We start from the raw sequence: 19,148 nt of genomic DNA on the forward strand, positions 1-19,148 counted from the left end.
CATGCGCATCGGATTCATCGGCGCCGGCTCCATGGTCGCCGCGATCGCCCGCGGGGCGGTCGCCGCGGGCATGGACGGTTCGGACTTCCTCTTCACGGATCTCCACGGCGTCCATGCCCCCGCCCTCGCCGCCGAGCTCGGCGGGCAGACCGCCTCGTCGAATCGGGCGCTCGCCCATATGGCCGACGTCCTCGTCCTCGGCGTGAAGCCCTACGCGCAGAGGGCCGTCATCTCCGACATCGCCGACATCGTCCGCGACCGCCCCGGAATGTGCGTCGTCTCGCTCGCCGCGGGACGCACCCTCGACGCGATCCAGCACGACTTCGGCGCGGCGATCCCCCTCATCCGGGTAATGCCGAACGTCAACGCCGCGATCGGCGAGTCGATGTCGGGGATCTGCACGGCGAACGCCTCGGAGGCGCAGGTCGGCGCCGTCGAGGCCCTCATGAACTCCGTCGGCCGGAGCGTCCGCATTCCCGAGAAGGACTTCCCGGTCTACTCGGCGCTCGCCGGCTGCTCGCCGGCCTGGGTCTTCCACATCATCGAGTCCCTCGCGCGCGCCGGCGTCAAGCACGGCCTGTCGAAGGACGCGGCGGTGACGATCGCCGCCCAGGCGCTCGCCGGCTCCGCCGACCTCGTCCTCGACGCCCGCGAGCGCGGCGTCGTCCCCGCTCAGCTCGTCGATCAGGTCTGCTCCCCCGGCGGGACGACGATCGCGGGCCTCCTCGCCGCCGAGGCCGCGGGCCTGTCGACCTCGCTGGTCGCCGCCGTCGACGCCGCCGTGCGGCGCGACGCCGAACTCGGCTGAGCCCCTCCCCCTTCTCGCGGCCCGGCCATCCGCCCTCCGCGCGCAGTACCACCACGTTCCGCATCCCCATCCCAGGACACTCATGAACGCCGTCGTCATGGGCGTCATGAGCCAGAACCTCATCCCGATCCACATCGCGTTCATCCCGCTCCTCATCCCGCCGATCCTCGGGATCATGAACGAGCTCAAGCTCGACCGCCGTCTCGTCGCCTGCGCGATCACCTTCGGCATCGTCACGGCCTACATGTTCCTGCCGATCGGCTTCGGCCGGATCTACCTCCACGACATCCTCTTCGCGAACATCGAGAAGGCGGGCATGAACCTCGACGGGGTCAACCCGGTCGTCGCGATGGCGATCCCGGCCCTCTCGATGCTCATGGGCCTCATCCTCTCGCTCATCGTCTACTCGAAGCCGCGCGAGTACGCGCCCGCCTCCTCCGAGTACACCCGTCCGGTCGAGAACATCGAGCCGCGCAAGGTGTGGGCCGCGGTCGCCGCCCTCCTCGTCTGCTTCGGTATCCAGACCTGGCTGACGATCGTCAACTCCGAGGCGGATCCGCTCCTCATCGGCGCGCTCGTCGGCCTGTGCATGCTCCTCTTCATGCGCGTCGTCCCCTGGCAGCAGGCCGACGACGTGTTCTCCGGCGGAATGAAGATGATGTCCCTCATCGGCCTCATCATGATCACCGCGCAGGGCTACGCCTCGGTCCTCAACGCCTCCGGCTCGATCGAGCCGCTCGTCCGCCACACGGCCGAGCTCTTCGCCGGCTCGAAGCTCCTCGCGTCCTTCGCGATGCTCCTCGTCGGCCTCGTCATCACGATGGGCATCGGCTCGTCCTTCTCGACGCTCCCCATCATCTCGGCGATCTACGTGCCGCTGTGCGCCGCCCTCGGGTTCTCCCCGGTCGCGACGGTCGCCATCATCGGCACGGCGGGCGCGCTCGGCGACGCGGGCTCCCCGGCCTCGGATTCGACGCTCGGCCCGACGACCGGCCTCAACGTCGACGGCCAGCACGATCACATGCGCGACACGGTGATCCCGACCTTCCTCCACTACAACATCCCGCTGCTCATCGGCGGCTGGATCGCGGCAATGGTCCTCTGATCCCCGCATCGAACGCGACTCGAGCCCCCGGCCGAAAGGTCGGGGGCTCCGTCGTCCGGAGTTCCGGCGTTCGCCGCGGTCGCGCCGCACGCCCGTCTTCGGCCCTCCGGGGGTCGTCGACGAGGCCGGGGCGGGGCGCCGCGGCGCCCCGATGCTAGGAGACGAGGATCGCGGCCCGGTGCGGGCCGGTCTCGTCCTCGGTCCACGACGCGATCTCCCAGAGGTCGCGCCGCTCGAGAGGGAGGACGGAGGTCTCGAGCCAGGTCTCCCCGAAGTCCTCGTCGGACCAGGGATCGTGGACGAGGTAGGCGGAACCGGCCCTTCCCCAGACGACGAGCCAGTGCGGGACGGTTTCGGCGTTGAGGCGTTCGAGGTCGACGAGGAGGACGACCTGGCGCCCCTCGTCGAGCGCCGCGTCGACCTCGTCGAGGGAGAAGTCCCCGAAGCGCGTCGCGACGCCGAGCGCGGCCGCCTTCTCCTCCTGCTCGCGGTGGACGAGGAGTCGGATCGCGGAGTCGTAGTGGGCGTGCTCGGAACCGAGCCCGAGGATCGGCGCGTCGACGTCGACGAGGACGTCGACATCGCGCCCGCGGGCGGCGAGGAGCGAGGCGACGCCGAAGTGGTCGCATCCGCCGAAGTAGGTGGCCTCGCGCCACATGCCGAACTCGACGGCGAAGTCGCTTTCGACGCCGCCGGACGTCGAAAGCGTCATGATCGCGCAGGCGGGACCGCAGGTGAACTCGGTCTTCTGACGCTCGTACGCCGGGGCGCCCGCCAGGTCGAGCGCTTCCCCGTCGGCGCGGCGCACCCATCCGCGCATGGTGCGCGGGTGGAGGCGCTCGGGCGGCTCGAGCGAGAACGCGGAGCCGGCGTTCGGCATCGGCGCGAAGCCGCGGGCGAGGAGGATTTCGCGCAGGGGATCCGATTCGGAGGCCGTCGCGGCCTTGACGAGGAGGGCGCCGTCGGTGCGCGCCTCCTCGAGGACCGAGTCGACGAGTGCGCCGAGACCGCGGGCGACATCGGCGGCGTCCGGCTCTCCGTCGCTCGTCCAGGCCGCGATCGTCCGCTGCGAGGCGAGGGAGCGGTGAATCTCCCAGAGGAGCACGCGCCCTCCCGGGATCGCGGCGATGCGCAGGGTCGGGACCTGGGCGCCGTCGGCGAGCACCCACTCCGAGCGGGCGGGCTCGGGGACGCCCGCCTGTTCGAGGGCCGCATCGAGGCCGACGAGGGTGAGTCGGCGCACGTCGATCGGAGTCATCGGATCTCCCCTGTTCTTCCGGGCACCGCTGCGAGGAGGCGGCGCGCGTACTCCGTGCGCGGTCGCTCGAGCACCTGGGCGGTCGGCCCCTCCTCGACGATGCGGCCGTCCTTCATGACGACGAGGCGGTCCGACATCGCCCGCGCGACGGCGAGGTCGTGCGTGATGAAGAGGAGCGCGAAGCCCTCCTCGCGCTGGAGGCGGGAGAGCAGGGCGAGGATCTGCGCCTGGACGGAGACGTCGAGCGCGGAGACGGCCTCGTCGCAGATGAGGAGGGCCGGTCGGGTCGCGAGGGCCCGGGCGATGGCGACGCGCTGGCGCTCGCCGCCCGACAGGGCCGCGGGCAGTCGCGTCGCGTACGCACTTGGCAGCCCCACCTGTTCGAGGAGAGCCCCGACCTCGTCCTTCGATCGGCCGGCGATCTCGAGCGCCTCGCGCAGGGCGGCGCCGACGCTGAGCGCGGGATTGAGGGCGGAGTACGGGTTCTGGAAGACGATGCCGATCGGAGGGGCGGGCCTTCGCCGCCGGCCGAGGAAACCGGTCCCTCGCGGCGCGGCCGAGGACGGACGCGGGTCGTCGAGGCGGATCTCGCCGGCGGTCGGGGTCTCGAGGCCGATGAGGCACCGGGCGAGGGTCGTCTTGCCCGATCCGGACTCTCCGACGAGGCCGACCGACTCGCCCTCGCGGATCGCGAGGGAGACGCAGTCGAGGGCGACGTGCGCCTCGGAGCCCCGCCCGAAGATCTTCGTCGTCTCGACCGCCTCGACGATGACCCGGGCAGACTCGGGGAGGCTCGGGACGCCGGCGCGCGGGTCGGGGCCGTCGAGGCGCGGCTCGGCCGCGGCGAGGGCGCGCGTGTACTCCTCGCGCGGGGAGGAGAGCACGGCGGCCGCGGGCCCGACCTCGACGACCCGGCCGGCGCGCATGACGAAGACGTCGTCGCCGAACTCGCGGGCGAGCGCGAGGTCGTGCGTGATGAGGACGAGCGCCATCGCGTGGCGATCGCGCAGGTCGGCGAGGAGGTCGAGGACCTCTCGCTGCGTCGTGACGTCGAGGGCCGTCGTCGGCTCGTCGGCGATGAGAACCGCCGGTTCGGCGTCGAGGGCCGCGGCGATCGCGACGCGCTGGCGCATGCCGCCGGAGAGCTCGTGCGGGTAGGCGTCGCGCACGCGCGGCTCGAGGCCCACTTCGGCGAGCCTGTCGGCGATCCGGGACTCGCGCGCGCCGGCTCCCGATCGGTGGGCGAGGATCTGGTCGCCGCAGCGGTGCGTCGGCGAGAGCGAGGTGAAGGGGTCCTGCGGGAGCCAGACGATCCCGGAGCCGCGCAGGCCGTCGAGCTGGGTGTGTGCGCGCGCGAGGTCGATCGACGCGCCGCCCAGGCGCATCGCGCCGCTCGCCGTGACGCCGGTGGGGAGCAGCCCCGTGAGGGCGCGCGCGAGCATCGACTTGCCCGCTCCCGACTCCCCGACGATGACGAGGGTCCTCCCGACGCGCGCCTCGACGTCGACGCCGTCGACGAGCGCGCGCTCGGGGCGGTCGCGCCGCGCCTCGGCGAGCACCTCGACGCCGGTGGCGAGGAGGGCGACTTCGCCCGCGACGCGGTCGAGCTGGGGACGGGGAGTCGTCATGCGCCGATCCTCTCCTCGGCCCGTTCGGCGAAGTAGTCGCCCGCGATGTTGATCGCGGTCGCCGCGAGGATGATGAGGACGCCCGGGACGACGCTGCCCGCCGGATTCTGGTAGAGGAAGTCGCGTCCGTCGGCGAGCTGACGCCCCCAGTCGGCGGCCTGGGCGGACACCCCGAAACCGAGGTAGGAGAGCCCGGAGAGGGAGACGAGGGCGAAGGCGACGTTGACGAAGAGGTTCGCCCACACGATCGGCAGGACGTTCGGGAGGAGGTGGCGCACGAGGATCCGCGGGGTGGCCAGGCCGAGGACGCGGGTCGCCTCGAGGTACGGCTTGGGGAGCTGCTGGAGCGCCGCGGCGCGGATCATGCGGACGTCCGAGGGCGCGAAGAGGAGGACGAGGACGCCGACGGTCGCCCAGTAGCCGCCCCCGAGGATGCCCGCGACGACGATCGCGAGGAGCGTGACGGGCAGCGAGAGGAGGATCTCCGCGGTCCGCGAGACGAGGGCGTCCCACCAGGTTCCGAACCAGGCGGCGGTGAGGCCGAGGACGAGTCCGCAGATCATCGAGCCGATCGCGATGACGATCGGGCCCGCGAGGGCGGAGCGCGCGCCCGCGATCGACAGGGCGAGGACGTCGCGCCCGAGCGAGTCCGTGCCGAAGAGGTGGCCGGGGGTTCCCGCGGGCGTGACGCCGATCCCGAGGTCCTGATCGAGGGCGCCGGGGGCGAAGAGGGCGGGTGCGAGCGCCCACAGGGCGAGGACCGCGAGGACGAGGACGGAGACGACGACCGAGCCGGGGACGCGGCGAAGCGTGGCGCCGGTCGCGCGCAGGGCGCCGCGCACGGGGCCGGGCCGCGGGCCGCCGACGGCCGGGGCGGTGGAGGATCGACGGGCGGAGACGCGGCTCATGCGCGCACCCCCGAGTGGTTCTCGCCGAGCCGCTGGGTCGGATCGATCCAGGCGGCGACGAGGTCGACGACGAAGGTCGCCGTGATGATGACGACGGCGACGAGGAGGGCGATCGCCTGGACGACGGGAACGTCCTTGAAGGTGATGGAGTCGGCGAGGAGCTGCCCGAGTCCCGGCAGGGAGAAGGCCTCCTCGACGAGGACCGTCGAGCCGAAGAGCGAACCGAGGATGAGGCCCGCCGAGGTGAGGATCGGGATGGACGCGTTGCGGACGTACATGCGGGCGATCCGACGGGGGTTGAGGCCCCTCGACCGCGCGAAGGTCACGTAGTCCTGCTCGAGTTCGCGCGCCACGGACGCCCTCGTGATGCGGATGATGACGGCCGCCGTGCCGACGGCGAGAGCGAGCGCCGGAAGGGCGAGGTGCCACAGGGAGTCGAGGAGGCCCTCCCCCGCGCCGTAGAGCGGGAACCAGCGGAGCATGACCGCGAAGACGTAGAGGAGGAGCATGCCGAGCGCGAAGCCCGGCGCCGAGACGCCGACGACCGACCAGATGACGATCTGGCGGTCGAGCGCGGTGCCGATCCGCCTCGCCGAGGCGATTCCCAGTGGGATGCCGACCGCGAGGGCGAGGACGAAGGCGAGGAGCGTGAGGGAGAGAGTGAGCGGAAGGCGCGCTCCAACGACCGAGGCGACGGACGTGCCCGATCGGACGGACTCGCCGAAGTCCCCGTGGACGGCGTCGGCGAGCCAGTGGGCGTAGCGGACCGGGATCGGATCGTCGAGTCGGTACTTCTCGGTGATCGTCGCCCGGATCTCCGGGGTCACCCTTCGCGTGCCGATGAGGATCTTCACGAGGTCGCCGGGCACGAGTCCGAGGAGGGAGAAGACGAGGAAGGAGAGGACGAGGAGCACGCCGAGGAACTGCACGATCCTCAACGCGAGGTAGCCGAGCCTCATTCCCCCGTCCCCTCCTTTCCGCCCCTGCCGGCGATCATCCGCGGGCGCGACGGGCGCGCCCTCCGTCGGTTCAGTCGACGGTGAGCGCGGCCGCCCACTGGGTCATGAAGAAGTACGAGGTGAACTCGTTCGCGGAGACGCGCGGCCCGAAGGAGGTCGTCGATTCGCCCCACCAGATCGGCGAGTACGCGACGTCCTTCTGCGCGATGTCGGCCGCCGTGATGATCTCTTCGGCGCGCGCCATCGGATCGGTCTCCGCGTTCGACTTCGCAATGAGGTCCTGGACCTCGGCGTTGACGTACTGCGCGGGGTTGGACTCGCCGAGGAGCCAGCCGGGGATCTCGGCGGCGTCGCCGGTCGTCGACGTGTACGACATGTAGTAGAGCCCGTACTCGCCGGTGCCGACCTTCGAGATCCACTCCTCGATCGGCTTCTCCGTCACCGTGAGGTCGATGCCGATCTTCTTGAGCTCGGCGGCGATCGCGAGGGCGGCGGTTCCCATTTCGGGGATCGAGTTCGGGTAGGTGAGTTCCGCGGAGAAGCCGTCGGGGACGCTCGACTGGGCGAGCTCGGACTTCGCGGCGTCGAGGTCGTAGTCGTAGTTCGTCAGGCCGGCGAGCATGTCGCGCGCCTTATCCTCGCCGATCTCGGAGCCGAGCTGGTCCGGCGGCTCGAGGCCGGTTGCGACCTCGCCCCTGCCCTGAAGGACCGTGTCGACGATCGACTTCCGATCGACGGCATGGGCGATCGCCTTGCGGACGTGCTCATCGTCGAAGGGGGCGACGTTCGCATCGAAGGTGAGACCGACGTAGGAGCGGTCGGATTCGGTCTTGAGATCGATGCCGTCGATCTTCTCGTACTGGGAGTACTGGGCGGCGGGCACCTGGACGGCGATGTCGATGTCGCCGGACTGGGCGGCGAGGAGTCGCGTGTTCTCGTCGGAGAAGAAGTCGAACTCGATCGTCTGCGCGTCGACGTCGCCGCCCCACCACGTGTCGACCTTCTCGAAGGTCGCGTGGGAGTCGGGGGCGAATTCCGTCGCCTTGTAGGGGCCGGTGCCCATGATGAGGTCCTGCGCCGACCCGTAGGAGGCGGCCTTCTCGTAGTAGGACTTCTCGGTGATCCACAGGCCGCCGTCGGAGGAGACGGTCCAGCCGAAGTTCACAGCGGGGCTCGGAAGGGTAATCGTCACCTCCCAGTCGCCGGTCTGCGCGACCGTCGTGCCCTGCGGCCAGTAGACGGCGGTCGAGGGGGACTTCTCGGCGTCCATCGCGAGGTCGAGGGAGAAGAGGACGTCGTCCATGGTGACGGGGTTGCCGTCCTGGAACTTCGCGTCTTGACGGATCTCGAAGACCCACTTGACGGCGTCGGGCGCCTCGTACGACTGGGCGATCGCGGGCTGGAGCTCGCCGGTCGCCGAGACCGAGAGGAGGCCCTCGGAGGACACCTGGGCGACGTAGTAGTTGAGCATGCCCGCCTCCTTGGCGGGATCGAGCGTCGAGATCGAGCCGGGAAGGCCGACGGTGACGACGCCGGACTTCGCGTTCGACGAGCGTGAAGCGCCCGACTGCGCCTGCTGGGGGGCGCAGGCGGTGAGGACAAACGTCGTGGCGGCCGCCGCGGCGATCGCCGCCGCGCGTGTGAATCGTCGAGGGGACATGCGAACCTCCGGATGATGGGCCGGCGCCAGCCGGTACGTGCACACACTAGGTGCCCCGCGCCCGCGGCGCGCGTTCGGACGCCCACCGAGCGGGTGTGACATCCGGCGCGCTCGCGATCACGACGTCTCGTCTCCGAGGAAGTCGTCGACGAGGGTCGCGAGAGCGTCGACCGTCAGGGCGAGGTCGTCGAGCGGGAGGGATTCGTCGTGGGCGTGCATCTGCGCGTAGACGGCGTCGAGGGTCCGTTCGCTCGCGCAGGATCCGAAGCCGTAGCCGACTCCGCCGAGGCGCCGCGCGACACGCAGGTCGGTGCCGCCGGGGAAGAGGACGGGGAGCACCGCCGACCCCGGGTGCTGCGCGACGAGGGTCCGCTCGATCGCGGCGTACAGGCGGGTCGTGGTCGGGCTCTCGGTCGCCTCCTCGCAGAGCAGGCGCTCGATCGACGCGACGGGCGCGAGGTCGCCGAGCGCGCGGCGCAGGACCGCGTCGACGGCGTCGTCGTCCTGGCCGGGCAGCGTGCGGATGTCGAGGTCGAGGCTCGCGCTCGAGGGGAGGACGTTGATGGGACCTCCGGCGCGCGCCGCGGTCTGGGCGATGGTGAGGCGCGAGATCGCGTGGGCGTAGGCGGCGAGGGGGCCGAAGGCCGAGTAGTCCGCGCTCTCGTCGCCCGCGATGAGGGGCTTGGCGACCTCGGGTGCGAAACCGAAGGCGGCGACGAACGCGGCCCACAGATCCGATCGCGAGACGGGGAGATTCGCCCCCGCGATGCGCCTCGCGCCCTCGACGAGATTCTCGAGGGCGGAGCGCCGACCATACGGGACGGAGCCGTGCCCGGGGTCCCCGGTGAAACGGATCCGCCGCTGCGCGCACCCCTTCTCCCCCACGACGACGACGATCGCATCGGATCCGTCCGCGCCGTGGATGTGGGAGCCGCCCATCTCCGAGAGGCAGTTGTCCCAGGGGATCGCGTCCGGCATATGCTCCCCGATCCACGGGACCCCGAGCCCGCCTCGCGCCTCCTCATCGGCCTCGGCGACGAAGACGAGGCGCCCCTTCGGGCGCCTTCCCGACACGGCGAGGTCGCGGACGACGACCGCCATGGAGGCGGTGAGGTGGAGCATGTCGACGACTCCCCTCCCGTGGACGGCGCCGCCCGCGACCTCGCCGCCGAAGGGATCGCGCGACCAGTGCGCGGCGTCCGCGGGGACGACGTCGGTGTGCCCGAGGAGGGTGAGCGGCTCGGCGTCGGGGTCGGTTCCCTCGAGGGAGACGACGAGGGTCGTGCGACCCGGGGCCGGCTCGATCCGGGTGAGGTCGACGGGCGCGCCGTCGAAGAAGCGCTCGAGGATCGCGGCCGCGCGCTCCTCGTGGCCCGACTCGGGGGTGAGGTCGTTGACGCAGGCGGCGCGCACGAGCTCGACGAGGAGGTCGAGCGTTCGCGCGGCGCGCGAGTCGGGTGCGAAAGCGGAGGTCATCGGCGGATCCTTCCTTCGGGCCTGCGCCCACGCTACGCGCTTTGAAGGCGCGCCCCGCGCCCACTACGCTGAGCGGGTACATGTCCACGACTCGGATGGAGAATACAGATATGGGCGAGCGCCTCGACACCACCCCCGCCTCGGTCCCCGCGCCGATCGTCCCCGATCGCGTCGGAGCCGAAGGCCTCGAAGCGAAGTGGGGCGAGACCTGGGAGAACGAGGGCACCTACGCCTTCGATCGCACCGCGGTCCGCGAGGAGGTCTACTCGATCGACACCCCGCCGCCCACCGTCTCCGGCTCGCTCCACGTCGGCCACGTCTTCTCCTACACGCACACCGACGTCGTCGCCCGCTTCCAGCGCATGCGCGGCAAGGCGGTCTTCTACCCGATGGGCTGGGACGACAACGGCCTGCCCACCGAGCGCCGCGTCCAGAACTACTACGGCGTCCGCGTCGACCCCACCCTCCCGTACGTCGAGGGCTTCGTCCCGCCGCACGAGGGCGGGGAGGGCAAGTCGATCAAGGCGAAGGATCAGCTCCCGATTTCGAGGAAGAACTTCGTCGAGCTGTGCGAGCGCCTCACCGTCGAGGACGAGGCCCAGTTCGAGGCCCTGTGGCGCTACCTCGGCCTCAGCGTCGACTGGAAGCAGAACTACCAGACGATTGGGCGCCGCGCGCGCAAGATCGCGCAGGCCGCGTTCCTCAAGAACCTCGAGCGCGGCGAGGCCTACCAGTCCGAGGCCCCGGGACTCTGGGACATCACCTTCCAGACCGCGGTCGCCCAGGCCGAGCTCGAGTCCCGCGAGTACCCGGGCTTCTACCACCGCATCGCCTTCCACCTCACCGACCCGGAGGCGGCCGCGAAGGCCGCGGCCGCGGGAGCCCCGGTGGAGAACGGCGTCGACGTCTGCATCGAGACGACCCGTCCCGAGCTCCTCGGCGCGTGCGTCGCCCTCGTCGCCCACCCCGACGATCCGCGCTACCAGCCGCTCTTCGGCACGACGGTCGCCTCACCCGTCTACGGGGTCGAGGTCCCGGTCCTCCCCCACCCCGAGGCGGAGATGGACAAGGGCGCGGGCATCGCGATGTGCTGCACCTTCGGCGATACGACCGACATCGACTGGTGGCGCGACCTCGACCTCCCGCTGCGCGCGATCCTCCGGAAGGACGGCCGCATCCAGACCGAGGTCCCCGAGTGGATCACGACGGACGAGGGCGTCGCCGCCTTCGAGGAGATCGCCGGCAAGACGACCTACTCGGCCCGCGAACTCCTCGTCGAGCGCCTCCGCGCCTCCGGCGAGATGCGCGGCGAGCCCACGAAGACGATCCGCCAGACGAACTTCTTCGAGAAGGGCGACAAGCCCCTCGAGATCGTCACCTCGCGCCAGTGGTACATCCGCAACGGCGGCAAGCCGTGGACGAACCCGGCGAGCGGCGCCGACCTCAACGAGGAGCTCGTCGGTCGCGGCCGCGAGCTCGAGTTCCACCCCGACTTCATGCGCGTCCGCTACGAGAACTGGGTGAAGGGCCTCAACAACGACTGGCTCGTCTCCCGTCAGCGCTTCTTCGGCGTCCCGTTCCCGCTGTGGTACGAGGTCGATGCGAACGGCGAGGTCGACTACGAGAAGATCCTCACCCCCTCGATCGACTCGCTCCCCGTCGACCCCTCGTCGGACGCTCCGGAGGGCTACTCGGAGGATCAGCGCGGCAAGGCCGGCGGCTTCGTCGGCGAGCTCGACATCATGGACACGTGGGCGACGTCGTCCCTCTCCCCCGAGCTCGCCTGCGGCTGGCTCGAGGACGAGGACCTCTTCTCGCGCACCTACCCGATGGATCTTCGCCCCCAGGGCCAGGACATCATCCGCACGTGGCTCTTCTCCACGGTCGTGCGCGCCGACCTCGAGTTCGGTGCGCTGCCGTGGAAGCACGCCGGCATCTCCGGCTGGATCCTCGACCCCGACCACAAGAAGATGTCGAAGTCGAAGGGCAACGTCGTCACGCCGATGGGCCTCCTCGAGAAGTACGGCTCCGACGCGGTCCGCTACTGGGCGGCCTCCGCGCGCCTCGGACTCGACGCGACCTTCGACGAGCAGCAGATGAAGATCGGCCGCCGCCTCGCGATCAAGGTCCTCAACGCCTCGAAGTTCGCCCTCACGATGGGCGGCGAGGGCGCGGACCTCGACCTCGATCCCGCGCACGTGACGAACGCGCTCGACCGCTCGGTCATCGCCGAGCTCCGCGGCGTCATCACCGCTGCGACCGAGGCGCTCGCGTCCTACGACCACTCCCGGGCCCTCGAGCTCACCGAGTCGTTCTTCTGGACCTTCTGCGACGACTACCTCGAGCTCGTCAAGGAGCGCGCGTACAACCGCGAGGGCACGTGGGAGGAGTCGGAGGCCGCGTCGGCCCGCGCCGCGCTCGCGCTCGTCATCGACAACGTCTGCCGTCTCCTCGCCCCCTACCTCCCCTTCGTCGCCGAGGAGGTGTGGAGCTGGTACCGCGCCGGCTCGATCCACCGCGCCGCGTGGCCGACCGTCGAGCCCCTCGAGGGCGTCGACGGCGACCCGGCGGTCCTCGCCGCTGCCTCCGGCGCGCTCATCGCGCTGCGCCGCGTGAAGTCGGAGGCGAAGGTCTCCCCGCGCACGCCGTTCCTCTCCGTCGTCCTCGAGGCGCCCGCCGAGTCGGCGGACGCGATCCGCGGGGTCGTCGCGGACCTGTCGGCGGCCTCCAAGGTCGAGGGCTCCTTCGATCTCGTCCCCTACGAGGTCGCCGAGGGCGCCGAGGCCGAGACCCGCGTCGCCTCCTTCGAGCTGGGAGAGGCCCCGGCGAAGAAGAAGAACTGATCGCCTGAACGCAGTGGTGGGGGGCGCGAGCGAAAGCTCGCGCCCCCCACCGTTCGTCTGGGCGCTCCGCCAGCGGCCGTCAGCCCTCGGAATGGACGGGGCCGCCGTAGATCTCGTCGATCGCCGACTCGAAGCGCTTGAGGGCCTCCTTGCGCTTCACCTTGAGCGAGGGCGTGAGCAGCCCGTTCGCCTCGGTGAAGTCGGTGGAGAGGACCTTGATCTTCCGGATCGATTCGGCGCGCGAGACGTGTTCGTTGGCGCGGGCGACCGCCTGCTCGAGCGAGGCGAGGACCTCGATGTTCGTCGACGCCTCGGCGACCGACATCGAGGGGAGGCCGTGGGCGTGAAGCCACACCGGGAGCATCTCCGCGTCGAGCGTGACGAGGGCCGAGATGAAGGGCCTCTGGTCGCCGACGACGAGGACCTGGCTGATGAGCGCGTGCGCGCGCAGCTCGTTCTCCAGCGGAGCGGGCGAGACGTTCTTCCCGCCGGCCGTCACGATGATCTCCTTCGCGCGCCCGGTGATCGAGAGGTAGCCGTCGCGATCGAGCGTGCCGATGTCGCCGGTGCGGAACCACCCGTCCTCGTCGAAGGCCGCGGCCGTCGCCTCGGGGTTGTTGTGGTAGCCGACGAAGACGGACGGGCCCTTGATGAGCACCTCGCCGTCCTCGGAGATCCTCACCGACATCGGCGGTAGCGGCGTGCCGACGGTCGCGATCTTCGCGAGGCGCGGCGTCGACACCGAGATCGGGCCGACCGTCTCGGTGAGTCCGTAGCCCTCGAGGACGGGGATGCCGAGACCGCGGTAGAAGTGCGCGAGCCACGGGGCGAGCGGCGCGCCGCCGGAGACGATGTACTCGGCATTGCCGCCCATGAGCTTGAGGATCGTCTGGTAGACGAGCCGGTCGGCGAGCGCGTGCTGCGATTTCAGCGCCCGCGACGGGCCCTCGGGGGTGTCGAGCGCCCGCGAATACTCGATGGCGGTCTTCGCCGCCCATCGGAAGATCCGCTTCTTCGCTGGGCTCGACGCCTTCGCGTCGGCCGAGTTGTAGATCTTCTCGAGGACGCGCGGGACGACGAGGAGGTAGCTCGGCTTGAAGGACGCGAGGTCGGGAAGCAGGCTCTTGATGTTGGGGACGTGCCCGAGGACGCCCTCGCCGGCGAGCTGGAACACCTGGAGGAAGCGGGCGAACACGTGGGCGAGCGGCAGGAAGAGGAGGAGCCTCGAGGTCTCGTGCGCCGCGATCTCCGGCATCCACGCGTGGGAGTTCTGGCACAGGTCGGTGAAGTTCCCGTGGGAGATCACCGTGCCCTTGGGCGTGCCGGTCGTTCCGGAGGTGTAGACGATCGTCGCGATCGACGAGGTCGTGAGCGCCGAAGTGCGAGCGTCGACCTCGGAACGGGCGACGGTCGTACCGGCCTCGATGATCTGGGAGATGGCGTCGGAGTCGAGAGAGAGGACGCGGAGGTTCGCGCGCCCCGCCTTCTCGGCGGCCGCGCGCACGAGCTCGGCCATCGTCACGGTCTCGGCGACGACGAGGTCGACGTCGGCGTCGGTGAGGACGTACTCGATCTGCTCGATCGAGCTCGTCTCGTAGATCGGCACGGGCACGAGCGCCGCCGTCCACGACGCGTAGTCGAGGAGCGTCCACTCGTAGCGGGTGCGCGACATGATCGCGATGCGGTCGCCCTCCCCGAGCCCGAGGCCGATGAGGCCAGCGGCGACCTGCTGAACCTCCTCGTAGAAGGTGCGCGCCGAGACGGGGCGCCATGTGTTCGATACGGACTGCTTGCGCAGGATGAGGGGGCGGCGGGCGGAGCGCTTGACACGGTCCTTGAGGAGCTGCGGGATCGTCGTCGTCTCGTCGATCCGCACGAGGACGGGGGCGTGCCATTCGAGGGCCTCGGTCGCGCCGTTCTCGGACAGCGGCGCCTCCTCGGTCCCCGCAGTCTCCTCGACCGTCTGCTCGACGGGGGTCTCCTCCAACTCGCGCTCGTCCATGCTCGCTCCTCGCCTCGGGTTCACTTCGACCCGTTCACCTTATCCCAGGCGCGGCGGCTCGCCGTCGCCCGCCCGACGGGACGGTCGAGGATCGACGAGGTCGGGGCGGCGCACGGATTCCGCGGCGGCCTCACGACTCCTCGGACCGGTACTCCGCCTTGATGTCCTCGTGGTGTCGGATGACCTCGGTGATCATGAACGCGAGGAACTTCTCCGCGAAGTCGGGGTCGAGGCCCGCCTGCTCGGCGAGGCCCCGCAGGCGCGCGACCTGACGGGCCTCGCGGGCGGGATCGGCCGGCGGCAGATCGTGGCGGGCCTTGATGTGGCCGACGCGCTGCGTGCAGCGGAAGCGCTCGGCGAGGATGTGGATGAGCGCGGCGTCGATGTTGTCGATCGTGCGGCGCGCCTCGGCGAGCTCGGCGGGGATCCCCTCGCCGACCGGGTCGGCGGGTCCTTCGGCCGCGGCGGCCTTCTCGCAGTCCTCGCTCATCGTTCCTCCTCGTCGCGAATGCTCGCCCCGCCCTCGTCGATCCGCGAGAACGCGGTGGACGCGCGCTGCGACCGGCGAGCGCTCGCCGCGGAGGTTCCCCGGACGGACGTGGACTCAGGCGGTGCGGACCCCTTCGGCGCGCTCGGCGTAGAGCTCGGGGTCGCCCGTTCCCTCAACATACTCGCGCGTGATGACGACGCGGGCGACGTCCTGCCTGCTGGGCAGCTCGAACATGAGGTCGGAGAGCGTCTGCTCCATGATCGAGGAGAGCCCGCGGGCGCCCGTCCGCCGTTCGTTCGCGAGGCCCGCGATGCCGAGGAGCGCGTCGTGCGTGAACTCGAGATCGATGCCGTCGAGCTCGAAGAGGTGCTGGTACTGGTGGACGAGGGAGTTGTTCGGCTCGGTGAGGACGCGGACGAGATCCTCCTCGGTGAGTTCCTTCGTCGAGGTGAGGATCGGAAGACGGCCGATGAATTCGGGGATCATGCCGAACTTGTGGAGGTCTTCGGGGGTGACGGCCTCGTAGAGGTCGCCCATCTCCGCCTTCGACTTGAGGTCGGAGCCGAAGCCGGTCGAGCGCTGGCCGAGGCGCGCCTTGACGATGTCCTCGATGCCCGCGAAGGCTCCGGCCGCGATGAAGAGGATCCCGGAGGTGTCAATCTCGAGGAACTGCTGATGCGGGTGCTTGCGGCCGCCTTGCGGCGGGACCGAAGCGACCGTGCCCTCGATGATCTTGAGGAGCGCCTGCTGGACGCCCTCGCCCGACACGTCGCGGGTGATCGAGGCGTTCTCGCCCTTGCGGCCGATCTTGTCGATCTCGTCGACGTAGATGATGCCGCGCTCGGCCTTCTTGATGTCGCCGTCGGCCTCCTGGATGAGGCGCAGGAGGATGTTCTCGACGTCCTCGCCGACGTAGCCGGCCTCGGTGAGCGCCGTCGCGTCGACGATCGCGAAGGGGACGTGGAGGAGGCGCGCGAGCGAGCGCGCGAGGTGGGTCTTGCCGGTGCCGGTCGGGCCGAGGAGGAGGATGTTCGACTTCGTGCCGAGCATGTCCTCCTCATTGCCGGCCTCGCGCGAGCGGACGCGCTTGTAGTGGTTGTAGACGGCGACCGACAGCGCGCGCTTCGCGCGGTCCTGCCCGATCACCCAGGAGTCGAGGAAGTCGTTGATCTCGCGGGGCTTCGGCAGCGGCGTCGACGTGGTCTCCGCGGGCTTGGCGCCGAGCTCCTCCTCGATGATCTCGTTGCACAGCTCGATGCACTCGTCGCAGATGTACACGCCCGAGCCGCCGATGAGCTTCCGAACCTGCTTCTGGCTCTTCCCGCAGAACGAGCACTTGAGCAGTTCGGCTCCGTCGGTCAGTCGAGCCACGGTTCCTCCGCTTCGTCGGGCGCACAGGTGCGCGCGTGTTGTCGTCCAGCCTATGGCAGGCCGAATTCCGGCGCCATGCGGCGCGCGGCGTCATTCGAGCATCCTCCGCGGCGACTCGACGGTTCCGATCGAATTCCTGAAATTCCAATGAGCCAGGCATTGCGATGCGCATGGCAGTTTCCCTAGATTGTGAGTTGTCACACGGTATGGGAGCTCGCAGATGTGGAGCGCACCCGTGTACAAGAAGCTGATCCTCATTACCGAATCTCTAGTTGTCACCTGCACTCTCTTCCTCGTCACAAGCCTCATGGCACCCTCATCCCTCGCAGCCTCTCCGCAACCGCAGACATCACTATTGTCAATCGCGAGCATCGAAGACTTCGAACTTGCCGATTCTTCCGTCAACCCCCTCACGATGAAATCGCTTGGAAACGGTCACGCCACCATCGAAGTTGACGGCCAGAGCGTGACAGCCGCGTTCGATGCCTCATCAGGTCTGTTCCGGGTGACCTACTCCGACGGCGACGAGGTCCTCCTCCCCCCGCCGCCGGGATTTTCACCGACATCGATCGAGCCTATTTCCACGGCTCAATTGGTATCCCTGAAGGACACGGCGACACCATCGCCGCTCATCCTTCCGAACGACGACGCCCCCCACCCACCGATGCTCGCCGCATCGAATTCGACCTTGTTGTGCTCGTACGCAATCTGGGTGGTGACTCTCGTTCATCACGCAGGTTGGTCGGCTGCTCTGGCTGCGGCGCTCGCCGCCGGTGCGGCCGGTGCCGCAGTCGTGGCCTTCATCTATGCGTACGGCTTCGACGCCCTCATGGTTTGGGTCAGCACGAAGTGCTAGACGATCGAGAGCCGAAATCCGCTCAGGAGCCTGAGCTGCGCACCCGGCGGCGGAGGCGGATTGCGCGCCGTTTCGGGCTCGCCGTCAGTCTGACCGCCTTCGCGGTCTCCTTCCTCATCTGGCTCTTCGGCCCCGATGAGGGGAGGGTGCATGTCCTCAGCAGTTCCCTCGCCGTGGTGTCGAGCGCCGTCGTCGTCGCAGAGCTCCTCATCTTCCGGATCATCGCGCGATACGGGGCCGATGGCCGCGACGACGCCGTCTGAAGCCCTCCCTCTGAGCGGTGAAGACGGCTCCTCGTCACGCGCGTGACGAGGAGCCGTCTTCACCGCTTTTCAGGCGCCCTTCCGGGAGGCGAGGACCTGGTCGATGAGTCCGTACTCCTTGGCCTGCTCGGCGGTGAGGATCTTGTCGCGCTCGATGTCGCGGCGGACCTGCTCGACGGGCGTTCCGGAGTGGTGGGCGATCGTCTGCTCGAGCCACACGCGCATGCGGTCGATCTCGTCGGCGACGATCTGAATGTCGGAAGCCTGCCCCTGCATGCCCTCCATCGCCGGCTGGTGGATGAGGACGCGCGCGTTCGGCAGGGCGAGGCGCTTGCCCGGGGAGCCCGCGGCGAGAAGGACCGCCGCGGCGGAGGCCGCCTGGCCGAGGCACACGGTCTGGATCTGCGGCTTGATGTACTGCATCGTGTCGTAGATCGCCGTGAGCGCCGTGAAGGAGCCGCCGGGGCTGTTGATGTACATGGTGATGAGCGAGTCCGGGTCCTGCGACTCGAGGACGAGGAGCTGGGCCATGACGTCGTCGGCGGACGCGTCGTCGACCTGGACGCCGAGGAACACGATGCGGTCCTCGAAGAGCTTCGCGTAGGGGTCCTGGCGCTTGAAGCCGTAGGCGGTGCGCTCCTCGAAGTTCGGCAGGACGTAGCGGGCCTGCGGAAGCTGGCGGGCGACGGCCTCGAAGTAGGGGGCGGTGCTCATCGGTTCTCTCCCTCCCGGCCCAGCGAGCCGATCTCCTGCGGGGTTTCGATCACGCGGTCGACGAAGCCGTACTCGAGGGCCTCGCGGGCGCTGAACCAGTGGTCGCGGTCGGCGTCGAGCTCGATCTGCTCGACGGACTTGCCGGTGCGGGCGGCGGTGATCTCCGCGAGCTCCTTCTTCATCTTGAGGATGAGGTCGGCGTTGATGCGGATCTCGGTGGCCGAGCCGCCGGCGCCGCCGAGGGGCTGGTGGAGGAGGACGCGGGTGTGCGGCGTGATGTAGCGCTTGCCCGGGGTGCCCGCCGTGAGGAGGAACTGCCCCATCGAGGCGGCGAGGCCCATGCCGACGGTGACGACGTCCGGCTTGATGTACTGCATCGTGTCGTAGATCGCCATGCCCGCGGTGACCGAGCCGCCGGGGCTGTTGATGTAGAGGTAGATGTCGCGGTCCGGGTCCTCCGCCGCGAGGAGCAGCATCTGCGCGCAGATCGCGTTGGCGTTCTCGTCGCGGACCTCGCCGCCGAGCCAGATGATCCGCTCCTTGAGAAGACGGTGGTAGACGGAGTCGGACAGGCCCATCGGCGACTCGGGGCCGGCCGCGTCCGTGATGCGCGCGTCGAACACGTGCTCCTCCTTGATTCATGGATCCGCTTTCCGGATCCCACTGCGTCCAACCTAGTGGCAGGTCGGCGCCCTCGGCTCGCGCTGCGCCCCCTTTTCGCTGTGGGCGCACCGCCTCCCCGGCTTCTCGATCGACGAGGCCGGGGCGGGGCGTTGACGACGGCGCGGGGCCGGCGCCTCTCGGCGT

At 70.0% G+C, this 19,148-nt stretch carries 15 protein-coding genes and 1 pseudogene; 5 read left to right on the forward strand and 11 right to left on the reverse strand.

What is annotated here, in order from left to right:
* Position 1: 1 nt before the first annotated feature.
* Together proC and DY157_RS05570 are read left to right on the forward strand one after the other, a co-directional pair.
* The gene (proC, locus tag DY157_RS05565; protein WP_115727596.1) at positions 2 to 808 is read left to right on the forward strand and encodes a pyrroline-5-carboxylate reductase; all 807 of its coding nucleotides are present in this window, start codon (positions 2 to 4) and stop codon (positions 806 to 808) included.
* Between the two features lie 79 nt (positions 809 to 887).
* Positions 888 to 1,913, forward strand: a pseudogene (locus tag DY157_RS05570) (Na+/H+ antiporter NhaC family protein); the annotation flags it as partial.
* A gap of 154 nt (positions 1,914 to 2,067) precedes the next feature.
* On the opposite strand, the gene DY157_RS05575 reads toward DY157_RS05570, so the two are convergent.
* The 6 genes from DY157_RS05575 to DY157_RS05600 all read right to left on the reverse strand — a co-directional run bounded on the left by DY157_RS05575 (position 2,068) and on the right by DY157_RS05600 (position 9,802).
* The gene (locus DY157_RS05575; RefSeq protein WP_115727598.1) at positions 2,068 to 3,171 is read right to left on the reverse strand and encodes a peptidase C39 family protein; all 1,104 of its coding nucleotides are present in this window, start codon (positions 3,169 to 3,171) and stop codon (positions 2,068 to 2,070) included.
* Positions 3,168 to 4,799: an ATP-binding cassette domain-containing protein gene (locus DY157_RS05580; RefSeq protein ID WP_115727599.1), complete on the reverse strand. Its 1,632-nt coding sequence runs from the start codon at positions 4,797 to 4,799 to the stop codon at positions 3,168 to 3,170. The genes DY157_RS05575 and DY157_RS05580 overlap by 4 nt, the downstream gene beginning before the upstream one ends.
* Positions 4,796 to 5,707, reverse strand: coding sequence for an ABC transporter permease (locus DY157_RS05585; RefSeq protein WP_115727600.1), 912 nt, complete (start codon positions 5,705 to 5,707; stop codon positions 4,796 to 4,798). Before DY157_RS05585 ends, DY157_RS05580 begins: the two co-directional genes overlap by 4 nt.
* Positions 5,704 to 6,666, reverse strand: a complete 963-nt coding sequence (locus DY157_RS05590; protein ID WP_115727601.1) for an ABC transporter permease — start codon at positions 6,664 to 6,666, stop codon at positions 5,704 to 5,706. The genes DY157_RS05585 and DY157_RS05590 overlap by 4 nt, the downstream gene beginning before the upstream one ends.
* A gap of 70 nt (positions 6,667 to 6,736) precedes the next feature.
* A complete protein-coding gene (locus DY157_RS05595) occupies positions 6,737 to 8,326 on the reverse strand; it encodes an ABC transporter substrate-binding protein (RefSeq protein WP_115727602.1) in 1,590 nt (529 codons plus the stop codon).
* Between the two features lie 117 nt (positions 8,327 to 8,443).
* Complete coding sequence (locus tag DY157_RS05600; protein ID WP_115727603.1) at positions 8,444 to 9,802, reverse strand: M20/M25/M40 family metallo-hydrolase; 1,359 nt, start codon at positions 9,800 to 9,802, stop codon at positions 8,444 to 8,446.
* A 110-nt stretch (positions 9,803 to 9,912) separates the two neighbouring features.
* Between DY157_RS05600 and valS the strand changes: the two genes are divergently transcribed.
* Positions 9,913 to 12,645: a valine--tRNA ligase gene (valS, locus tag DY157_RS05605; RefSeq protein ID WP_115727604.1), complete on the forward strand. Its 2,733-nt coding sequence runs from the start codon at positions 9,913 to 9,915 to the stop codon at positions 12,643 to 12,645.
* A 79-nt stretch (positions 12,646 to 12,724) separates the two neighbouring features.
* On the opposite strand, the gene DY157_RS05610 is transcribed toward valS, so the two are convergent.
* From DY157_RS05610 to clpX, 3 genes are all read right to left on the reverse strand, one after another.
* Complete coding sequence (locus tag DY157_RS05610; protein ID WP_115727605.1) at positions 12,725 to 14,647, reverse strand: AMP-dependent synthetase/ligase; 1,923 nt, start codon at positions 14,645 to 14,647, stop codon at positions 12,725 to 12,727.
* A gap of 130 nt (positions 14,648 to 14,777) precedes the next feature.
* Positions 14,778 to 15,137, reverse strand: coding sequence for a chorismate mutase (locus DY157_RS05615; protein ID WP_115727606.1), 360 nt, complete (start codon positions 15,135 to 15,137; stop codon positions 14,778 to 14,780).
* A 114-nt stretch (positions 15,138 to 15,251) separates the two neighbouring features.
* Positions 15,252 to 16,508, reverse strand: coding sequence for an ATP-dependent Clp protease ATP-binding subunit ClpX (gene clpX, locus DY157_RS05620; protein ID WP_115727607.1), 1,257 nt, complete (start codon positions 16,506 to 16,508; stop codon positions 15,252 to 15,254).
* Positions 16,509 to 16,743: 235 nt separating this feature from the next.
* Here clpX and DY157_RS05625 point away from each other — a divergent pair, with 235 nt between their 5' ends.
* Entirely contained in the window at positions 16,744 to 17,364 is a 621-nt protein-coding gene (locus tag DY157_RS05625; protein WP_115727608.1) for a hypothetical protein, read from the forward strand.
* Entirely contained in the window at positions 17,358 to 17,627 is a 270-nt protein-coding gene (locus DY157_RS05630) for a hypothetical protein (protein ID WP_115727609.1), read from the forward strand. The genes DY157_RS05625 and DY157_RS05630 overlap by 7 nt, the downstream gene beginning before the upstream one ends.
* Before the next feature lie 69 nt (positions 17,628 to 17,696).
* Here DY157_RS05630 and DY157_RS05635 read toward each other — a convergent pair whose 3' ends face one another.
* Complete coding sequence (locus DY157_RS05635; RefSeq protein WP_115727610.1) at positions 17,697 to 18,341, reverse strand: ATP-dependent Clp protease proteolytic subunit; 645 nt, start codon at positions 18,339 to 18,341, stop codon at positions 17,697 to 17,699.
* Complete coding sequence (locus DY157_RS05640; protein ID WP_115727949.1) at positions 18,338 to 18,919, reverse strand: ATP-dependent Clp protease proteolytic subunit; 582 nt, start codon at positions 18,917 to 18,919, stop codon at positions 18,338 to 18,340. The genes DY157_RS05635 and DY157_RS05640 overlap by 4 nt, the downstream gene beginning before the upstream one ends.
* Between the last annotated feature and the right edge of the window lie 229 nt (positions 18,920 to 19,148).

Origin of the sequence: Actinomyces culturomici (genome assembly GCF_900499005.1) — a bacterium.
GTDB lineage: Bacteria > Actinomycetota > Actinomycetes > Actinomycetales > Actinomycetaceae > Pauljensenia > Pauljensenia culturomici.